This is a genomic window from Agarivorans sp. Z349TD_8 (assembly GCF_050870825.2).
In the GTDB taxonomy this organism is placed as follows: domain Bacteria; phylum Pseudomonadota; class Gammaproteobacteria; order Enterobacterales; family Celerinatantimonadaceae; genus Agarivorans.
Genome location: NZ_CP194037.2, coordinates 3,055,280 through 3,074,121 on the forward strand (window position 1 = coordinate 3,055,280; position 18,842 = coordinate 3,074,121).

The 18,842-nt window shown below is 46.3% G+C and carries 17 protein-coding genes; 10 read left to right on the top strand and 7 right to left on the bottom strand.

Annotation, left to right across the window (positions count from 1 at the left end):
* The first annotated feature begins 6 nt into the window (after nucleotides 1–6).
* Genes ACRRS1_RS13685 through ACRRS1_RS13710 form a run of 6 tightly spaced genes read left to right on the top strand, consistent with a single transcriptional unit; the run spans nucleotide 7 to nucleotide 8,379 of the window.
* Complete coding sequence (locus tag ACRRS1_RS13685; RefSeq protein WP_432452612.1) at nucleotides 7–777, top strand: ABC transporter ATP-binding protein; 771 nt, start codon at nucleotides 7–9, stop codon at nucleotides 775–777.
* Nucleotides 774–1,736 carry an ABC transporter substrate-binding protein gene (locus tag ACRRS1_RS13690; RefSeq protein ID WP_432467586.1) on the top strand — a complete coding sequence of 321 codons (963 nt, stop codon included), beginning with the start codon at nucleotides 774–776 and terminating at the stop codon, nucleotides 1,734–1,736. Before ACRRS1_RS13685 ends, ACRRS1_RS13690 begins: the two co-directional genes overlap by 4 nt.
* The gene (locus ACRRS1_RS13695; RefSeq protein ID WP_432467585.1) at nucleotides 1,729–3,663 is read left to right on the top strand and encodes an iron ABC transporter permease; all 1,935 of its coding nucleotides are present in this window, start codon (nucleotides 1,729–1,731) and stop codon (nucleotides 3,661–3,663) included. Before ACRRS1_RS13690 ends, ACRRS1_RS13695 begins: the two co-directional genes overlap by 8 nt.
* A complete protein-coding gene (locus tag ACRRS1_RS13700) occupies nucleotides 3,644–4,267 on the top strand; it encodes a nitroreductase family protein (protein WP_432452609.1) in 624 nt (207 codons plus the stop codon). Before ACRRS1_RS13695 ends, ACRRS1_RS13700 begins: the two co-directional genes overlap by 20 nt.
* Complete coding sequence (locus tag ACRRS1_RS13705) at nucleotides 4,264–7,038, top strand: GNAT family N-acetyltransferase (RefSeq protein WP_432467584.1); 2,775 nt, start codon at nucleotides 4,264–4,266, stop codon at nucleotides 7,036–7,038. The genes ACRRS1_RS13700 and ACRRS1_RS13705 overlap by 4 nt, the downstream gene beginning before the upstream one ends.
* 9 nt (nucleotides 7,039–7,047) lie before the next feature.
* Nucleotides 7,048–8,379 carry a lysine N(6)-hydroxylase/L-ornithine N(5)-oxygenase family protein gene (locus ACRRS1_RS13710; protein ID WP_432452607.1) on the top strand — a complete coding sequence of 444 codons (1,332 nt, stop codon included), beginning with the start codon at nucleotides 7,048–7,050 and terminating at the stop codon, nucleotides 8,377–8,379.
* A gap of 849 nt (nucleotides 8,380–9,228) precedes the next feature.
* On the opposite strand, the gene ACRRS1_RS13715 is transcribed toward ACRRS1_RS13710, so the two are convergent.
* A complete protein-coding gene (locus tag ACRRS1_RS13715) occupies nucleotides 9,229–10,065 on the bottom strand; it encodes an MBL fold metallo-hydrolase (RefSeq protein WP_432463480.1) in 837 nt (278 codons plus the stop codon).
* A 280-nt stretch (nucleotides 10,066–10,345) separates the two neighbouring features.
* On the opposite strand from ACRRS1_RS13715, the gene ACRRS1_RS13720 reads away from it, so the two are divergent.
* The gene (locus tag ACRRS1_RS13720) at nucleotides 10,346–10,861 is read left to right on the top strand and encodes a hypothetical protein (RefSeq protein ID WP_432452605.1); all 516 of its coding nucleotides are present in this window, start codon (nucleotides 10,346–10,348) and stop codon (nucleotides 10,859–10,861) included.
* Between the two features lie 87 nt (nucleotides 10,862–10,948).
* Entirely contained in the window at nucleotides 10,949–11,254 is a 306-nt protein-coding gene (locus ACRRS1_RS13725) for an NIPSNAP family protein (protein ID WP_432461120.1), read from the top strand.
* Nucleotides 11,255–11,275: 21 nt separating this feature from the next.
* Here ACRRS1_RS13725 and ACRRS1_RS13730 read toward each other — a convergent pair whose 3' ends face one another.
* On the bottom strand, nucleotides 11,276–11,845 hold the full coding sequence (locus ACRRS1_RS13730; RefSeq protein ID WP_432452603.1) for a flavodoxin family protein: 570 nt from the start codon (nucleotides 11,843–11,845) through the stop codon (nucleotides 11,276–11,278).
* A gap of 352 nt (nucleotides 11,846–12,197) precedes the next feature.
* Between ACRRS1_RS13730 and ACRRS1_RS13735 the strand changes: the two genes are divergently transcribed.
* Nucleotides 12,198–12,674 (top strand): GNAT family N-acetyltransferase, encoded by a 477-nt coding sequence (locus tag ACRRS1_RS13735; RefSeq protein ID WP_432452602.1) that lies wholly within the window; start codon nucleotides 12,198–12,200, stop codon nucleotides 12,672–12,674.
* A 144-nt stretch (nucleotides 12,675–12,818) separates the two neighbouring features.
* On the opposite strand, the gene ACRRS1_RS13740 is transcribed toward ACRRS1_RS13735, so the two are convergent.
* On the bottom strand, nucleotides 12,819–13,280 hold the full coding sequence (locus ACRRS1_RS13740) for a GFA family protein (protein WP_432459641.1): 462 nt from the start codon (nucleotides 13,278–13,280) through the stop codon (nucleotides 12,819–12,821).
* Between the two features lie 1,349 nt (nucleotides 13,281–14,629).
* Between ACRRS1_RS13740 and ltrA the strand changes: the two genes are divergently transcribed.
* The gene (gene ltrA, locus ACRRS1_RS13745; protein WP_432467313.1) at nucleotides 14,630–15,961 is read left to right on the top strand and encodes a group II intron reverse transcriptase/maturase; all 1,332 of its coding nucleotides are present in this window, start codon (nucleotides 14,630–14,632) and stop codon (nucleotides 15,959–15,961) included.
* A gap of 76 nt (nucleotides 15,962–16,037) precedes the next feature.
* On the opposite strand, the gene ACRRS1_RS13750 is transcribed toward ltrA, so the two are convergent.
* From ACRRS1_RS13750 to ACRRS1_RS13765, 4 genes are all read right to left on the bottom strand, one after another.
* Nucleotides 16,038–16,511 (bottom strand): hypothetical protein, encoded by a 474-nt coding sequence (locus ACRRS1_RS13750; RefSeq protein ID WP_432452601.1) that lies wholly within the window; start codon nucleotides 16,509–16,511, stop codon nucleotides 16,038–16,040.
* Nucleotides 16,511–16,792 carry an ECs_2282 family putative zinc-binding protein gene (locus tag ACRRS1_RS13755; RefSeq protein ID WP_432467583.1) on the bottom strand — a complete coding sequence of 94 codons (282 nt, stop codon included), beginning with the start codon at nucleotides 16,790–16,792 and terminating at the stop codon, nucleotides 16,511–16,513. The genes ACRRS1_RS13750 and ACRRS1_RS13755 overlap by 1 nt, the downstream gene beginning before the upstream one ends.
* Before the next feature lie 346 nt (nucleotides 16,793–17,138).
* Nucleotides 17,139–17,873, bottom strand: a complete 735-nt coding sequence (locus ACRRS1_RS13760; RefSeq protein ID WP_432452599.1) for an SDR family oxidoreductase — start codon at nucleotides 17,871–17,873, stop codon at nucleotides 17,139–17,141.
* Nucleotides 17,874–17,951: 78 nt separating this feature from the next.
* On the bottom strand, nucleotides 17,952–18,806 hold the full coding sequence (locus ACRRS1_RS13765) for a helix-turn-helix domain-containing protein (RefSeq protein WP_432452598.1): 855 nt from the start codon (nucleotides 18,804–18,806) through the stop codon (nucleotides 17,952–17,954).
* Nucleotides 18,807–18,842 lie beyond the last annotated feature (36 nt).

Genomic DNA, 18,842 nt, shown 5'->3' on the forward strand with positions numbered 1-18,842 from the left:
AACTCATTGTTAAGCTTCCATAACATTTCCCTCCAATTGGGGGGAACAACCATTCTTAATAGCATGAGTGGTGAAATCATCGAGGGCTCGATCACTGCGTTGATCGGACCCAATGGTTCAGGCAAAAGTAGTTTATTGTCGGTATTAAGCGGTTTAGTCCGTCCCTTACAGGGCGAAGTTGTATTGCAAGGACAGGCGCTACAATCCATTCCTCGCGCCCAATTGGCGAAACAGCTGGCACTGCTGCCACAACGTAATCCGGTTCCGGCCAGCCTAAGCGTCTCTGATCTGGTCACCTTTGGTCGTCACCCACATCGGCCGTGGTACCAACGCTTAAATGCCAGTGACAAGCAACTCATCGACTGGTCAATGCATGAAACCGGGATCGGTGACTACGCCCACCGCCAACTCACCGAATTATCGGGTGGTGAATTGCAACGCGCCTGGCTGGCCATGGTATTAGCCCAGGACACGCCAGTGGTGATGCTCGACGAACCCACCTCTTGGTTAGACATCTCCCATCAATTAGCCTTGCTTAAAATAGTGCAGCGACTCAATCGTCAATATAAAAAAACCATCGTTTGGGTATTACATGATCTCAACCAAGCGAGCCGTTATAGCGACCGAGCCATTCTCATCAACCAGGGCCGCATCGTTAGCCAGGGCCCGGTAGCTCAAGTGATCAATGCGACCTTGATCAGTCAAGTTTATCAAACGCCAGTACGGAGCCACCAAATCGGCCAGCAGCATGTCCTTTGGCCAGAGGAGCAGCTATGAGCCGCATATTCAAAGGCGCTTACCGAAGACAATTGAAGTGCTTACTGGTGCTCGGTGCATTACTTAGCTGCTCTAGCCAAGCGGCACCCGTGCAGCTGTGTTTAGCCAGCTGCATTCACTTAAACCACAGCGCCCAACGGGTGGTCGCCTTAAATTGGTCGGCCGCAGAGATGCTCTTAAGTTTAGGCGTCACACCAGTTGGCCTGACCCAAAATGCCGGCTACCGAAAGTGGCAAACCAACCACCCCGAGCTGCCTGAACAAGTGACCGAATTAGGGCGACGTCAAGAGCCAAATTTAGCAGCCATTGCACAACTAAAGCCCGATCTTATTATTGGTTACGAATTTCGCCATGCTCGCTTATTAAGCGCTTTGGAACAGATTGCTCCCACGCTCATCTATCAGCAATTTCCTCATCCACAGCAAGCAGATTTTAACTATTTCGAGCACTCGCAGCGAGTATTTCGCCACATCGCTCAAGCGCTTGGCAAAACCGAACAAGCCGTGCAACAACTCAAAGCGATGGATGAGCGTTTCATGCAGCTGAAACAACAACTCGCCACTGCCGGTTTAGCCAATTATTCAGTCAGCTATGCCAAATTTGTTGGCATGGGTTATGGCTTAAGAGTATTCACACGAGACAGCTTAGCTGGCGCGGTCGCGCTGCAACTAGGCTTACGCTATCAATGGCAAACTGGCTTACCGGGAAAAGACTTTACTCACTTGCAACTCGAGCAATTACCTCAGCTCAAGCATAGCCATTTAATTTTGGCGGGAAATCAGGCCGATGGCGAGCGAATGACCCTTTCCCCTGTTTGGTCTAAGCTGCCCTTTGTGCAAGCACAACGCTTTTCCAAGGTGACTCCTTTATGGAGCTTTGGCGGCCCAGAATCAGCTATCAGAATGGCAGAGGCTTTCACTCAATCACTGTTAGATTGGCAGGAGCAACAACATGGTTAAGCCACTACTATCAGTATCTTCACTGATGCTACTGAGCATCGCCGTCTATTTTCTAAGTCGCCCGAATATTGCCCCGGCTGATTTGGCTCAAGCCATGCTTGACTATGTGTGGCTGCCCACCGCTGCCATGGCCTTGCTCACCGGCGCGCTATTTGCCAGTTCTGGCTTATTCATTCAAACCACCTTAGATAACGATTTTGCTTCACCCTCAACCTTGGGTATTTCCGCCGGTGCCTTATTAGGTGCAGTGTTGGTGCGGGCACTGCTCCCCGAAGCCGGACTCAGCCTGTTATGGGGCGGCGCATTGCTCGGCGCAGCCTTATTATCCCTATTAGTCTTGACGGTCAGCCAGCTAATTGGTGGCGGTAAGCTGCCTGTGGTACTGATTGGTATGGCGCTGGGCCTGGGTGCTGGCGCGGTCTCTTCATTACTATTGTTGTATTTTGAAAACCAAACCGACGGCCTGTTCCTATGGGGCAGCGGTCAGGTCTTGCAAACCAATACCGAACTACTCAAACAAACGGCATTGCCTATCAGCCTTGCTTTATTGATAGGTCTCCTAGCCTTACCACGACTGGCCTTATTTCTATTAGGCGATACCCACGCCAGCGCCTTAGGCTTAGCGGTGAAACGCTGGCGTTGGGCGATTTTATTGCTGGCGATCAGTCAGGCTGCCCTTGCCACCGCACTGGTGGGTATGGTTGGTTTTGTCGGTTTAATGGCACCCCACCTCGCCCGCTTAGTATTACGCGCCAGTCATACGCGCCAAGCGATGCTACTACAATGGCTGCTCACCATGATACTCGGAGCAGTATTAGTGCTGGCCGCCGAGTGGTGTTCACGTAGCCTGTTATTCTTAGGCTATCGTCTACCTACGGGGGCATTTACTGCGCTGCTCGGAGCCCCCTACTTTATTTACTTATTATTCCAAAAATCTGGCAGGGCCTTAGCGGCTACGGAAACCCAAACCATCGCCTTAAAACCACTGATCCATGCCCGCGCCCAATGGGTACTCGGTGGCTTAATACTGCTACTCTTGGCCACTTTAACGCTTTGCCTAAAAATGCCGGGAGAACTTGGCGCAAGCTGGGTAAACCAGCGGGTATTACTAGCAGGGCTAGGCGGTTTTGGCCTCGCCTGCGCCGGAACCTTACTGCAAACCCTATTTAAAAACCCGATGGCGAGTCCCGATATATCCGGCGTGAGCGCTTTTGCTGTCTTATTAATTGCCTGCGTATTAGTGATTTATCCCGGCGCCGGACAATTCAGCCTTACCATCGCAGCTTTAGTTGGTGCGGGCCTGGTGATTGGCTTGTTATCTTGGGGATTAAAGCAGCAGTTAAGTGTCTCGCAACTGGCCTTGTTTGGCATTGTAATCTCCGCCTTTGCCGGCACAGCCACCCATATTCTACTCACCTTTGGCAGCTCGACCGCTTCTGTCACCATGATGTGGTTAGCGGGCACCACCTATGGTGCATCGACTGATCGGATCTTACCCTTAGCGGCGGTTCTCCTACTCAGCCTCGGCAGTATTGTGCCATTCCTGCGCAGTTTAGATATTTTGCCGCTGGGCGAAATTATTCCCCGAGCCGTCGGGATCCCTTTGCAACATCAGCGACGCATCTTACTGATTGTATCGGCGCTACTCACTGCCATTTGTGTTTCCAGCATTGGCGCAATTAGCTTTGTTGGCTTACTGGCGCCGCATTGCGCCCGCCTTCTAGGATTATACCGTCATGTTCAGTTGCTCCCGGCCGCGGGCCTAACCGGAGCTATTTTACTAATTTGGGCCGATGGCTTAGGCCGCAGCCTATTGTCACCGAACGAAATTCCCGCTGGCTTAATGGTGTCCGTCATCGGCAGCCTGTACTTCTTATTATTGCTATTTATTGGATATCGAAAAAATAATGACCGAGCTACTCAATAGTCTGAATCGTCGGGTGTCTTATCATGTACATGAAATGGGCTTTCCCGCGCCCAATCCAAGCCAACTGCAACAAATCTTGCAGGCAGCCATGAGCACCCCCGATCACGGCAACTTGAACCCGTGGCACTTTTTAGTGATCGAACACCAACAGATCGGGGAATTAATCGAGCACTTACAGCAAGCTTGGCAGGATTCTGAACAAGACTTAGATCCGCAACGCGCCAAACGCCTCGCCAACTACTTAAAGCAGGCACCAAGCATGATATTGGTGTCGGCGGCACTCCAACCGCATAGCAAGATCTCCGAGCAGGATCAGATCTTGTCGGCCGCAGCCGCCTGCCAAATGATTCTGCTGGCAGCCGATGGGCTGGGTTTTGGTGGCGTATGGTACAGCACCGATGCGGTCTCACTCCCCAAAGTGAGACCGCTACTGGGCTTGCAACCACAGCATCACCCGGTAGGCTTTTTGATCTTAGGCACGCCGCTCAATCCTCGACAAAAAAAACGCAAAGATGCTCGAACTTACACCTTTCAATGGCAAGGGGCTGGCCAGCTCAGCCCTTGGCTAAATCACTCGTCCAGCAAACAGGAGGCAAATAAGTGAACACTCATCCGCTAGGCCAACAAGCTTTCTTCAATAGCCTACTTGTTGAAACCACTAACAAACACTTGGAGGGTAATTCGGTATTCCTGCCGCTTTGTCCAAACCAGAGCCTGGAGTTGAAACTTAGCTATTGCTCCCCTGCGTGGCGTCATCGTTATACGGGCGAAATCATCTTACATCAGGCAGAGCAGCAGCAAATCATTGACTTTTCTCAAGCCCTAGATTTAGTGCTCGAGCAGCTCTATCCCGAGATTGACGAGCAGCGAAAACAAAACTTTCGGCAACGCATATGCGGATCGCAGCAATCAATTATAGAGGCGGAAGCAGCCCTCGCCGCCCGCTCAGAGGATTCGACCGAGCAATTTATTCATGCCGAGCAAAGTCTCACTGCTGGTCATAGCATGCATCCAGCGGCGAAAAGTTGTGAGCCTTTAAACGCCCAGCAACAACGCCAATATCTGCCAGAACATGCAGGCCAATTTGCCATAGAATGGTTTGCAGTCCATCAACAGCACTTCGTTGGCCAATGTTCACTCGGCCAACCAGAGCAAGACAGTACAGGTACAGCGCAAACCGAATTACAGCGTGTTCAGCAACAACTATTGGCCTTTTTTCAGGCCAGTTTTGCGCAGCAACCTGAGCTTGTGGCGCAAGCACAATTGGGTCAAGAGTGGTGGCCGCTGCCGATGCACCCCTTGCAGGCGCAGGCCTGGCGCAATAGCGATTCAGCCACACAACTGTCAGCGGTGGTGAAAGATCTGCAACTGAATTCGACAGGCTGGACCGCCACCTCATCAACACGTGCCATCTATCACCCTCAGCTCCCATGGATGCTCAAGGTCTCATTACCAGTCAAACTAACCAATTCATTGCGCCTACTATCCAGTACCGAGGCCGAGCGCGGCATTCAATTTAGTCGGCTGTTGCAAACTCGCAGCGGTCAAGAGTTGCAACAACGCTTACCCAGCACCTGTTTTATGGAAGAACCCCTGTGGGCTGCGATCGCCGATCAGCATGGCAATGTGCTCGACTTAAGTCTGAGCTGCTTACGGCAAAACCCTTTCTATCAGGCAAGCGATGAAGCGCAAACGCTCGCCCCAGCTAATTACTATCTATTAGCCAGTGCCAATCAGACCAGCCTGGCGCAACCTTCGGCACAGACCTGTCGATGGATCCGAGGCTATGCTGAACAACAAAACTTAAGCCAGCAGAATGCGGCTCTAGTCTGGTTTTCGGCCTTCATGGACCAGGTGATTGCCCCGCTGTGTATTGCCCGCAGCGATTACGGAATCGTGTTGTTGGCGCATCAACAAAACATTGTTTTGCAAATTGAGAATAACCTGCCAGCAGGAATGGCCTACCGCGATTGCCAGGGCATCGGCCTAACCGATCTTGCCCTAAAACGCTTTAAAGAAGAGTTTAACCAGCAGCCGCCCGCCTATTTTATGCCAGCGCAACAGCTTAATCCCTTCCATGCTTATTACTTGATTGGCAACACCCTCCTCAACACCATTGCGGCAATCGGCGCCGAGGGCTTGATAAGCGAGCAACAATTATGGTCTCTCTGCTGCGATAAACTCTCGGCGCTACGCGCAGCCCGGCCAAAAGATAGCTCCTTCTATGACTATGTATTGGACTCACCCACGCTGCATTGGAAGCGTAATTTTTATTGCTTCTTGGCCGATCATAACGAAGCCACGCTCAGTGATCCCAGTCGAATCTATTGCGACATTGCCAATCCCTTACAGCTGAGCGCAGCACAACCACAAAGCCATAAAACCTTAGCAGGTGGCCGCCAGCTGTGTTTTACAGACGAGCAAACGAGTGCTGGTCGTCTTGAATTCAGCGTACGAGAATACGGCCAAACCATTGCTCAGGGCAAAGCACTGTTGCACCAACGGCAATGCCATCTGGATTTAAGGCTTGTTAGCGATGCACCACACAGTGATGATTTAGTTTGGTGGAGCGCCGCCGAGCATGCTTTTTACCAGCTCAAAGCAAGCCACTTACAAGCAGACTATTTCCCCGAGGCTGCCAGCGCTCATTTAGAAGCCTCCAGTCAAGGCGAAACTGGGCCCTGCTTGAGCCTGCATCAATTTTTACAAATTGCCCCGCTATGGCGAGAGCCACAAGCCGAGTTGCCACCCACTCAACACTTAACGGCTGCCAATGGCATTGAGCACCCACGGCGTCCCAACAAACCCACTGGCCAAGTATTCACCCGTTACTACTATCATTTGAAGCGACAACTAAGCTTTCGAGTGATCGATCAACAGCGCGACTTGAATAGCTTTCATCACTGGCACAACCACCCCATGATCGCCCCCGTTTGGGAATTAGCTGGCAGCCTTGACCAACATGCAAGCTATCTAGAACAGATGCGCTCAGATCCTCACCAATACGCGGTAATTGGCGAATTTGATGGCGTGCCCTTTGGTTACTTCGAGGTTTACTGGACCCCTGAAGACCGTTTAGGTCCCCATTATGCCTATCAGAATTATGACCGAGGAGTACACATTTTGGTGGGCAATTTCGATTTTCGCGGCGGTGTTTATTTTGATACCTGGGGCTGCGCAATTATTCAATATTGTTTTCTTGATGATCCGCGAACCCAGCGGGTGATGGGCGAACCACGCGCAGATAACCATCGCGTGGTTAAAATCACCGAGCGCTTAGGCTTAGAAAAGCAATTTGAGTTTGATTTTCCACACAAACGAGCCGCATTACTACAGTGCGAGCGAGAACGTTTCTTTAATCAGTTTGTAATCTAGAGGTTTCGCATGATGAATACACCAGCATATGATTTACTGGGCATTGGCATTGGCCCGTTCAACCTCAGCATTGCAGCGCTTGCCAGCAGCAAAGCGCAGCTCTCAACTTTATTTTTAGAAAAACAAGCCCGCTTTGCCTGGCATCCCGGCATGCTGCTAAGTGATGCAAAAATGCAAACCTCTTATTTGAAAGATTTAGTGACTAGTGTCGATCCCACCAATCCCTATAGCTTTCTTAACTATTTGGTGAGCCAACAAAAGCTCTACCCCTTCATTGCCTCGGGTCAGTCGGTTATTTCTCGTTTAGAGTTTTCCGACTATCTGTCATGGGCGGCGCAGGCACTGCCCAATACTCAATTTGATCATGAAGTTCAGTCGGTGAGCTTTGAGCAAGGTCGGTTTACCCTGGAAACCAAACAACAGCGCTTGCATAGTCGCCATTTGGTGATCGGCACTGGCACTCGCCCCAAGATGCCCGATTTCTGCCAAGCCTTAGTCAACGATACTTGTTTTCATGCCAGTGAATTGGGCCTTCGTAAACCCAACTTAAGCGACAAACGAGTGGCGATTATTGGTGGCGGACAAAGCGGCGCCGATATATTTCAACATGTTTTTGATGGTGAGTTTGGCAAAGTCAGTCAATTAACCTGGGTATCGCGCAGACCAAACATCGAAGTTCTCGATGAAAGCTGCTTTACCGACCAATATTTTATGCCCGACTACGTTAATGGTTTCTACTCACTGCAACAAGACATCAAGAATAGCGAGGTAGCACGCCAAAAATTCACCAGCGATGGCATCACTAACGATTGCCTCTTGAGCATTTACCAGCGCCTTTATCATGACCGCTATGTACTTAGAAATCCGCCTTGGTGGTCGATTCAGCCAAATCGCAGCTTAACTTCACTCAGCGATCACAACACTGGCTATCAACTGCAGCTCAAGCATGGCCTGAATCAGAATACGACCCAACTGGACGCCGACGTGGTGATCCTCTGCACTGGCTACCAACGCGCCCTTCCTCCCTGCATCGCAGAGCTCAGCAAGTTATTTGAGCGCGATACGGCTGGTCAAATTCAGCTAAACGCCGATTTTGATGTGAACTGGCAGGGCCCCAGTAAAAACCGCATTTATATGGTGAATGCCGGACTGCATAGCCACGGGATCGCCGAACCACAACTAAGCTTAGCCAGTTGGCGAGCGGCCAAAATTCTCAACCATGCCAGCGAGCAAAGCTTATATAAGATCGAAGAAAAGCACAGTATGATCGACTGGGGCCTCAGCCCTTCAAGTCTAGCCAGCCGTCATCAAAGCGCCACGCTGTCGGCGATTAACGCTTAATCGAATCATAAAGCAATCGCTCAAGTCATTGAGCGATTGCACTTAAACGCGACGAACCCATGATAGCGATTTGACAGCCAAGGCATCAATTGGTGCCATGGCTGCTAAACTGAACATTTTACCGTTATAGCGTATAGCCATGGACAAATGAGCCCTTAATCAGTAATCATTCTAGGCGTCATTTTCGCATTTATAAGGATGTCGCTCAGTCTCAGGCCTGCTCATCACCAATAAACTGGCTTACAACCGACTTGTCGTTAGGGGCTGCGCCCAACACCATATCCCCATGGGCTGGATAATGCGTACTTTTGCGCTCTCCCTTAATTCACTGCGGCTATATTGAGCGAGTAACTCCCGCAGTTCAAAACTAATATTGATCATTACTTTATCGCCAGCTCGCAGGTCTATCGCGGGAACTTTCGCTAAAGATTTCCCCATTCCCAATATCGGCAGCCATATCCGCTCCTAAGGCAAAGATTGCGCCCTTAACCGAATTTGTAGCAATAGATGTTTGGTACTACCAATAGTCGCGGCTGCTTTTAGAGGAGTGTAAGGCTTGTGTACTACCTGTAGGATATAAATATTGATTGCGTACCATTGGGAATCACGGGCTATGGGCTTGGTTTTTCCGCCCGTATTTATAAATAGGAATGCACCACCCCTAGTAAAGCTGAGCAAGGCTTTGAACTTTGTAACAAAAGCCCAAACTTTGCCAAGCCTAGCGGGTGATTGTTGGTTAAAAGAAACTAAACAAGTGATTCACTGAAAATGCTCATCTTCATTTTATCAGCTCGCTGATTATTCTAAATGCGCCATCTTGTTATCAGTCGATACTTATCGCGAAACCATCTATGAGAAGTCAAGAGACAAACCAACACCAACATCTACCACATGGCTTGATTTAGACAAATTTATTTTATACTCCAAGCTTGTGCAATGACATGGGTGAATCGTTTCTATATTCTGCTCGCTGAAGTATTTTAATGTGCCTACCGCTTGAAGTTCACTTGGATTCATAAGATGAAAACCGCCAATGACATCGATCACTCGCTCATCACCGCAAACCTTTTTTGCGTATTCGATAATATTACAAATCCCGGAATGAGAACATCCAGTAACAATCACTAGACCCTGTGATGATTTATAGACGAGTGCGGAGTCATCCTTCACATAATCATCGACCATTGAGTCTAAGTGCTCACACCGACCAATTGGTTCGATATTTTCAAAATTATTCGCTCTTTCTATCTCACCTAAAAATACAATGTGCTCAGTAATCCATAATGGTTCAGTGACTAAACGTGTATTGAAATACCGAGCTAATCGCTTACGATCTAAACTTGAACCGATGTCATCACCTTCATATTCTTTATATGAGAAAGCATCTGGATGAGCGATAAGTGTTGGATGGGGATAGTTAAAATGTTCAGCTTTTGCTTCGGAGTAATATTTCACAAGAGGAACTAAACCACCGGTATGATCATTATGCCCGTGAGAAATAACCACATAATCAATATCCATAAGAGATTCATTCATTTTTTGAGCGTTTTTTATCAAAATATCTGAATATCCCACATCAAATAATATCTTGGTATCACCCTCGCGAATTAAATATGAAACAGCGGGCTCAGCCAAAAAATAACGATCAATGATGGTGTTGTTATCGACTAAAACTTTCAATTCCATAATTTAATTCTCAGCGACCATTTTGAGCTTGGAGTGTATCAACAAGATACACCTGAATATAAACAATATCGAACTTAACCTATCCTTCACTCACTTTAGTTTCACTTAAGTAATCATCAACATAAGTTGTTTGGCAAAGAAACAAAAATAAAGTAGTGTCTAGAGTATCAGCTAGTGATACTGACAGCGCAAAAAGATGACGAGGCTCCATCAGTCATTCTAAAGAGAAACCATCGTCGCCATCGAAACTCAATCATCGAATTCAAAGTTAAGGATAAAGATGAAAAATTTACTCATATCATTTCAACTCATTTCTGTTTTTCTACTACTCGGCTGTGGTCAAGGAGATTCAGGCGACAGCAATCCAGTTGCTACGGCAGAACAAGCGCTACAAAACCACGTATGGCGTCTGTACTCTGAGCAAAAAGGAAATAAACTGACCCTCTATCCCATTGAAAAAATACAAGATAAAGACAACGATGGAAGCGACGAGCTATTTTCCAGAGACTACTACTATCTTTTCCTAGACGGATGGGTATACCAAGCGACAGAGCTACATGTAATTCAAGACGACGGTTTCGATCAAGATTATATGGCTTCCATCGAGGGTAAACTCTATGCCTTGGGCGGTTCCTACTATGAGATAAACGAAAGCAAACTGACATCTTACGAACAAGATTGGAACTATAGCTTAGAGACAGATGGGTTTACCCTCACATTGGGAGACACCCAACAACGCTTTGTGTTAGATAAAAATTATACCACCCAAGCGATTATCGAAGCGCCGTCGGAATAAATTGCGATGAGACAAACATCGTCAACAATAAGTAAGTTGTTGCACAATATTTAGTTTAAAAACAATCTAAACTGGAGTTAAAAATTAATGATCACTTGCTATCTGAACTATGTAATTGACCCGAAAAAAGCAAAGGAATTCGAAAAATATGCAAAGATGTGGATCCCTTTGGTCGAAAGGTTTGGTGGTCAACACCATGGCTATTTCCTACCGTCGGAAGGCGCTAACAATATTGCCTTAGCCCTATTCAGCTTTCCCAGTCTAGCCATATATGAAGACTATCGGACTAAATCCTTGGCCGATCCAGAGTGTATTGCAGCCTTTCGATTTGCTGAAGAGACGGACTGTATTGTGAGTTACCAACGCAGTTTTTTCCGCCCTGTATTTAAATAAGCATCCCTATGAAACTTAGGCTTAACCGTCAACTTTATTCAATCGGAACAGCAAATTTGAAACTCTTTTTCCCAAATATTTCGCGGTTGCGAGATCAACGGGATTGACCTGATCGTGACGACTTTGCGCCACAAGCCCAAGCTGACAACCGAGTCGATTTAAGCCATCATTTCGATAACCATCAGCGGTATCTAAACCAAGCCAATACATCCCATGTTGGCTCGCCAGAATCGTTAAATATTGCAAGGTACTCGACTGATCACCATTTAAAGCGCTGCCACAAGTGAAGCCAGCTGCCAGCTTATTCGCCCACTGTTGCTCAGACCAATACTCACTGCTCGCATCGGCAAATGCTTTAAATTGTGCCGAGACCCCGCCCATATAAGTTGGCGTTCCCATGATCAATGCATCACAACTCAGAATCGATTCAAATAATGGTTTATTCTGAAACCTGCCCGCTATGATTTCTTTCCCCGTAATACAATGCTCAAGCACCTCGATACAAGCTTGTGTTTTCAGTCCCTCAATAATCGCTTGCGCTAATTGTCGCGTGATATCGGTTTTGCTGTAATAAACAACGGCTACTTTCATCTTTTTTGCTCCTGAACAGTTAATATTCAGCAGCATAAAACCTCAAGTCAACTTAAGGTCAAGAGTTTTTGGAGCGAGTTAAGAGTTTAAAGCGCTATAGATACATAGTACGAAGGCAGATACATTTTGAACGAGCGGTCGTCCCTGTTTCCCAATGTTGCCAAACAAACCAGCCAGTTAAGATCGTGAGCCCCGCTCTGCTTCGCTGTCCATAGAGCCATCTCATACAAATTTAAATGCTGGAGATTTTTAGCTTGGACTCACTTTTATATTCACCCTAATCTTGTTAGGCTGAAGCCATGCTTTACCAATATTTAACAAAGAGTTAAGTATCAATATATTCGAGGACTAGATGCCAATCATTGAAAAATATAGCGCCCAACGGGCGCAACAAGTGAGTGGCTTAAGTGTGAAACCTGAACAAGCCATATTTGCCATTGACAATGTCTCTGGGTTAATCGCAAAACTTGCAGCGCATGAACACCCGCACCTCGTCATCGTTGAAGATCAAGTGGTCGGATTTTTCATCCTGGATTTAGCGTATAGCGCAAGTTATGACTTTTGTCCGCCAGACTCATTAGGGATCCGCTCATTACTCATAGACCAGCACTCTCAGGGCAAAGGCATTGCAAAAAAAGTACTCTTACAACTCCCCAATTATATCGAGAAAGTTTACCCATCTTTTAGAGCGCTATATTTAACCGTGAACTGCCGAAATAAAGCAGCCTATCAATGTTACGCACAATGTGGTTTTCAAGACACCGGAGATTTGTATCGAGGAGGGCCTGCTGGGCCGCAGCACATCATGAACTATAAAATGCTGGTGTAACACAGAAACGAGTTAAGCTTTGATGGTGTAACGTGGCGAGCAACGCCACCATCCTACCAAACCATTGTGACATAAACACTAAACCCAAAATAAGCCGGAAAATACCAAGCGTTGAATCGGTCTTAAACGCTTGTATGCGTGCGCTTACTCCGATAATTTCAACCATTCAGATTCCGAAGGCATTGTGGCAAACTTTTCGACGTTGTCGCAGATAAATGCCTCATCCCAGTTTGCTCGCGAATTAACGTAAACATGAGCCTTGATTGTCGTTGCTAAATCTTCAGACATCAAACCAACTGGTACCCAATATGTGTCTTTGCTAGAGCTTATGTTTGGTACAGGGCTTCCACAACATTGGCAAAACTCCGATTTAAAACCTGAACTTGAAACATAACGACTAATAGAATTTGTCCCCGAAAGCCATTTAAAACTATCAGCTCTGACGATTAAAGCTGAATTCGATGACGCCCCAGATACTTTGCGACAAAGCGAACAATGACACTGATAAATCGGAGGTAAGATACCAGATAATTCAAACGACACCTCGCCACACAAACAGTTACCTTTCAAACTCGATCTCCTTAATCGAAAAGTACGCATAGACATAATGACCCCCACGAGGTGCTAGCCTCCATTGTCGTGGGTTAGCGCGAAGCCAGAGCCATACTTAGTGTGTTAACAACTAAAGCTGGAGGCTAGCATGAATAACGATAACATAATTTTTATTGGCTTAGATACGCATAAGTCCTTTATACAAGTGGCTGTATTACAAGAACATCGAGCATAGACTGAAGCCAGGTGCCACGACGAAATAAGTAAGGTTGGCTCTACTCATCAAATAGTGAGTAATCCACGCATATCAGCATGAGAACCAACGAAGTTACTTGCTTCATCTATGCGGTAACACTATACCCAAAACAAGTAGTAGGCTCTCAAATGTAAGAGTCGAAATTTCTGCGCTTTATATTGACTGTGGGGGTCATATCAACGCCTCAATAAAGGGCTCGCGTTAGCGCGTCCAGCCGAAGGCGAACTTTGATTGACTTGTTATAGCTATACACCGTCAAATTGCCCCCATGCTAGCCACTTGGTAACGGCCTTGTTTTGATCATAAATGACTTTGATACCACCGCAAGACTGCATAAATGGGAACCCCCAATATGGCTTACATGACTGGTGATCTCTCACTATTTTATTTTGGTATGTGCTTTCACGAAACTCGACGCCAATGCACTTTTCAACAGCGCTCATACTTTTACCGATGGATACACATTTGCTACCGAGACTATTGTAACGACTCTCCAATTGTTCAGGGCTTACACAAGATGCAAGCAAAACAGTAATAGCGATAATCGCAAGTGCTGGCTTAATCATTCTTGGGCCTATAACGCCCGCGTAATAGGCGCAAGCTTGCGAGCGTCCTAATTGACGCGTTTGTGTACGCCCAGCATGGGCATGAACTAATGAGGTGAAAGTCCTCTGTAGGAAGGTCACCATTTAATAACACTTTGATTATTAAACGCTAACTACTAGCGAATGGCAAGGGCGTTACCGTGAGGGAATGTCTGAAGGAAGCCGGACGCAAATCTGCGAGCTGATGAACAAAAACATCATATGAGGCGTAGGCTGGAGGCGAGTTGGCACAAGACAACGAAGCCATGTGATCTAACGGCCACCGTAAATGATGCAGCAGTGCAGAGACAGTGCATGTTCTTATCTGGGGAGATCTGCTTAACAGGCGATCGTTAAACTGACTAGCTTGGCCGCTAGTTCAACAGGCCCGGCACTTAATTCTCATCAACTTAAGTGAGCAAATACGATGAACAACGATAGCGCTATTTGGGGTAACTCAAACGGTGATTAAGCAGAAGTCAGCAGACGGCATAGTAGCCCAACGCCCATCGTAATGGTTGGGACACGGTGAAGGCCTGAACACTTAGAATAAAGGAGGAGCCTTGTTAAACTTGAACACCCATTCGCCGTCCAGCGTAGATGCGATTCAGCGTAATAACTCGCAGCCAACCTTTAGCCAACATCTATTCGAACATATGCTAACGCGGCAGAATATTCAGCTCGCGTGGCAAGGTGTTCGAGCCAATAAAGGGGCTGCTGGAGTGGATAACATGTCCATTGATGCATTTCCTTCTTGGGCAAAACTACACTGGAAGCAGGTTGCTGCTGCGCTGCGTAATGGCCAGTATCAGCCTAAACCGGTTCGCCGTGTGGAGATTGACAAACCCGATGGCGGTAAACGCCAACTGGGGATCCCAACGGTGCTAGACCGTGTTATTCAACAGGCCATAGCTCAAGTGCTTACGCCCATTTTTGACCCTAGTTTCTCAGCTAATAGCTTTGGATTTAGGCCAAATAAGAATGGGCAGCAAGCAGTGAAGCAAGTTCAAGGCATCATCAAGCAAGGCCGACGTTTTGCGGTTGATGTGGACTTATCTAAATTCTTTGACCGAGTTAACCATGATCTGCTCATGAGTCAGCTGGGAAATCGAGTTCAAGATAAACGGCTACTGACACTGATTGGAAAATACCTGAGAGCGGGTTTTATCCATAACCAGTGCTATCAGCAAAGTCGAGAAGGTGTACCGCAAGGGGGACCATTATCGCCCTTGCTGGCCAATATCATGCTCGATCCATTGGACAAAGAGCTGGAAAATCGAGGGCACAAGTTTGCTCGTTACGCCGATGATTTTACCATTTTGCTGAGAAGTCAGCGTGCGGGTGAACGAGTGCTTACGAGCATTAGTAGCTTCTTGCAACGGCGCTTAAAACTTGTGGTTAATACAGCCAAAAGTCAGGTGGTTAAAACGGCGAAGAGTAAGTTCTTAGGGTTTACCTTTAAAGCGGGACGGCTGCAAATTCATGCCAAAACGTTACACCGTTTTAAACAACAAATTAGGCGTCTAACAAACCGTAACTGGGGCGTGTCGATGGGCTATCAGCTATTTAAAGTAAGCCAATACTTGCGAGGATGGATAAACTACTTTGGGATCGCGAATTGCTATCAACTGTGCGTAGATCTAGATCACTGGATAAGGCGCAGAGTGCGAATGGCCTACTGGCGACAGTGGCGAAAACCGAGAACCAAAGTAAGAAATCTGATGCGTAGAGGAGTACATGTTCAAGCCGCGGTAGCCTGTGGCATAACCAGTAAAGGCCCATGGAGAAGCTCGAAAACACCGGGGATCCAACAAGCATTATCGAATGCTTATTTAGCATCCCAAGGTCTATTTGCGCTTCGAGATGGATGGATTAAGCTTCACCATTCTAAGTGAAACGCCCTGTGCGGAGCCGCATGCAGGGTGTTGTGGGGGCTGGAGGCTAGATACCTTCGGCTACCCGATTACGTGTTTACAGGGTGGGATATGCAAGTTTTTCATTATGATCATGAGCATCATCTTCCCAAACCAAGCGGATAACATGCTTGCTTTTAGTTCCCATGTGAACAGCCGCAATTAGCTCTACCGACTGGAATTTCTCAAGGCTTTCAAGAGGGAACTTTTCTTCGATATCTGAGCCTATGAGAACGTCATTTTCTTCTGGAAATTCGAGTCGAACATTTCTTGCAGTTGCACTTCCTTTGTTCCATATTTTAAGCCTATACTTACTGCTTCCAAGCTTAACAAAGGAAGCACCTAAATCTGCTTTTTTGTCACTTAGAGCTTCGCCTTCCTCTTTTTCAAGCAATAGATTATTAAGCTTTTCTTGGCTCTCAATTAGTGACTTTTGCTTTTCATTAAAGCTTGTAGTTCGCCATGTTGCATAAGCTGACATCGCAAGGGCGAAACCTGCGATAATATCACCAGCATCAATTGTTATGGGCATTACTTAATCCTGATGCTTTTGCTGCCTTTGAATGCTTTCTTTAGAGATGCCTTCAACTCTTTTGCTAAGTCATCGGTCACTTGCTTACCTACTTCAGAAATATGCTCTTGAATATTCTCGCTGTTCTCTTGAAGCAACTCATCCTTGGTTATTTCGCGGCCACAAGATGCGCACTTTGCAACTTCGATGGTTTCATCAACGCCGTGCTCATACTCATATGATGTGCATCCACAGGTAGGACATTGCAATCCAATACTTCTATTGTACTTTTCATCTTTCATAGAGTTACTCCATTCTCATACGACACGTAACGCCCGCTTAAGCGGACTAAAACTGCTGGCTAAACTTGTTGAGGAACGAAAACAAAGCCAGCTGTTTTTGTTCCGATTTGAAGCGCTTATGTACGCCCAGCATGGTCATGAACTAATGAGGTGAAAGTCCTCTGTAGGAAGGTCACCGTTTAATAATATTCTGATTATTAAACGCTAACTACTAGCGAACGGCAAGGCGAAATCAGCGTAATTAGATTCAATAAAAAAACACGGTGTCATGTTAATGACTCCGTGTTTTTTTATGGTATGTTTTTTTATTTTTAAGCCGCGCGACTACTGTCTGATAGGGTGGGGTTTACCAAGGCATTATGCCATTTGATGATCCTTCTGACTCTGAGAGGAAGCAGCCCGTTGGACCGTTTTCAGGAAGCGTTGCGGCATAGGTTATAAATTTCGCGGCCTCAGCTGGGTCATGTATACCATGAAAACCATTAAAGGCCGTTTTGACAAAGCCTGGATCAACAACGTTAACCTTACACCTCGTTGATTTAAGTTTTGCTGCTAGTGCAACACAATAAGCATTAAGTGCTGTTTTAGATGGAAAGTAAGCTTCACTTTTGTAATGAGAAAACAACCAGTCTGGATCGCTTTGATTCGTAAGTGATCCAAGCCCACTGCTAATATGGACGATACGTGGCGCATTAGACTGTTGTAACAAGGGAAGGAAAGCGCGTGTGACTCTTATCACGCCATAAACATTGGTTTCAAAGACGCGTTTAATTTCTTCAATAGAGACGCTTCCATCGGGGTTAAAGTTACCAAGAATACCTGCGTTATTGATGAGTGCATCTAGACTATTCGAGTGTTTTAGCACCTCTTTTACGGCTAAATCAATTGATGCCTGATCAGTAACGTCTAACAGTACACATGAGGCATTTTCAATCCCTTCTGCTTTTAGTATTTCAACGGCTAATGTTCCAGCATCTGGGTTACGGCATGCCAAGTAAACATAATATCCTTGATGAGCTAAATTCTTAGCTGTTGCCAAACCTATTCCCTGATTTGCGCCAGTGATTAAAACACTTTTCATTACGACACCTCTTGATACATTTGTGATAGAGGTAGTGTAGAAAAACGGGCTGACATGACACAGAGACAGATCATTGTACTAGCTAGACATATCTTTAAATTTCACTAAAAAGTCTGTAATCGATTGCCCTGTTTGCTTACGAAAAAAACGAGAAAGGTAGTTTTCATCGGCAAACCCTAGCCGCACAGCTAGCTCTTTTACTGATAGATTGGAGTAAATCAGTAGACGTTGAGCTTCTAAAACAATACGGCGATTAAGGTATTCTTTCGGTGATACTCCAGCCCATTCTTTTACCAGCTGATATAGGCTGGTATCACTAAGAGCAAGTGTCTTTGCTATTTCAGAAATGGTAAGTTGTTCTATGAACTTGTTTTCAATCAGGGTTTGGAAATGAAGGAATGATTGAACATGCCGTTTCTTGGGTTCATTTTCAACGTTAGAAAAATAAGCATGCTCTAATTCCTGTAATACCGAATTTAAATACGCCATTCTGATATTTAAGGGAGCTGATGTTAGGATAGCGGTGCGCAAGAGCATTAATGCATCGTTCATTCGCTGCCATGCCTGTGTTGACATAGCAACCTTTTGCTCATTCAGCGGATCCAACCAAAAGCGGCAAGGACTAGGTAATAGTCCATAGATTTCTTCATTGAAAATAACTTTGTAGTATTCTGCTTTGTTTTTACTACTTGGAGGAATGCGGATTTGCCTTGGTTTGATGAATAGAACTTGCCCAGCGGATACCGTGATATCTTTTAAATCCACGCAATAATGAACAAGGCTGTGATTGACGAACATCAGAAAATAGTTGGTGCTGGTATGGGGTTTTAAAAGTTTCTGAGTCATCTCTTCTGTCAAGGGCGAGTCGAGATGAGACCACAGGCTAATGCCTGAACTTTCAAATGAAACGTGATCATATAAAGGTGTTGTCATCGTCACTCGAAATTGAAGATACCGTGTTTGAAAAGA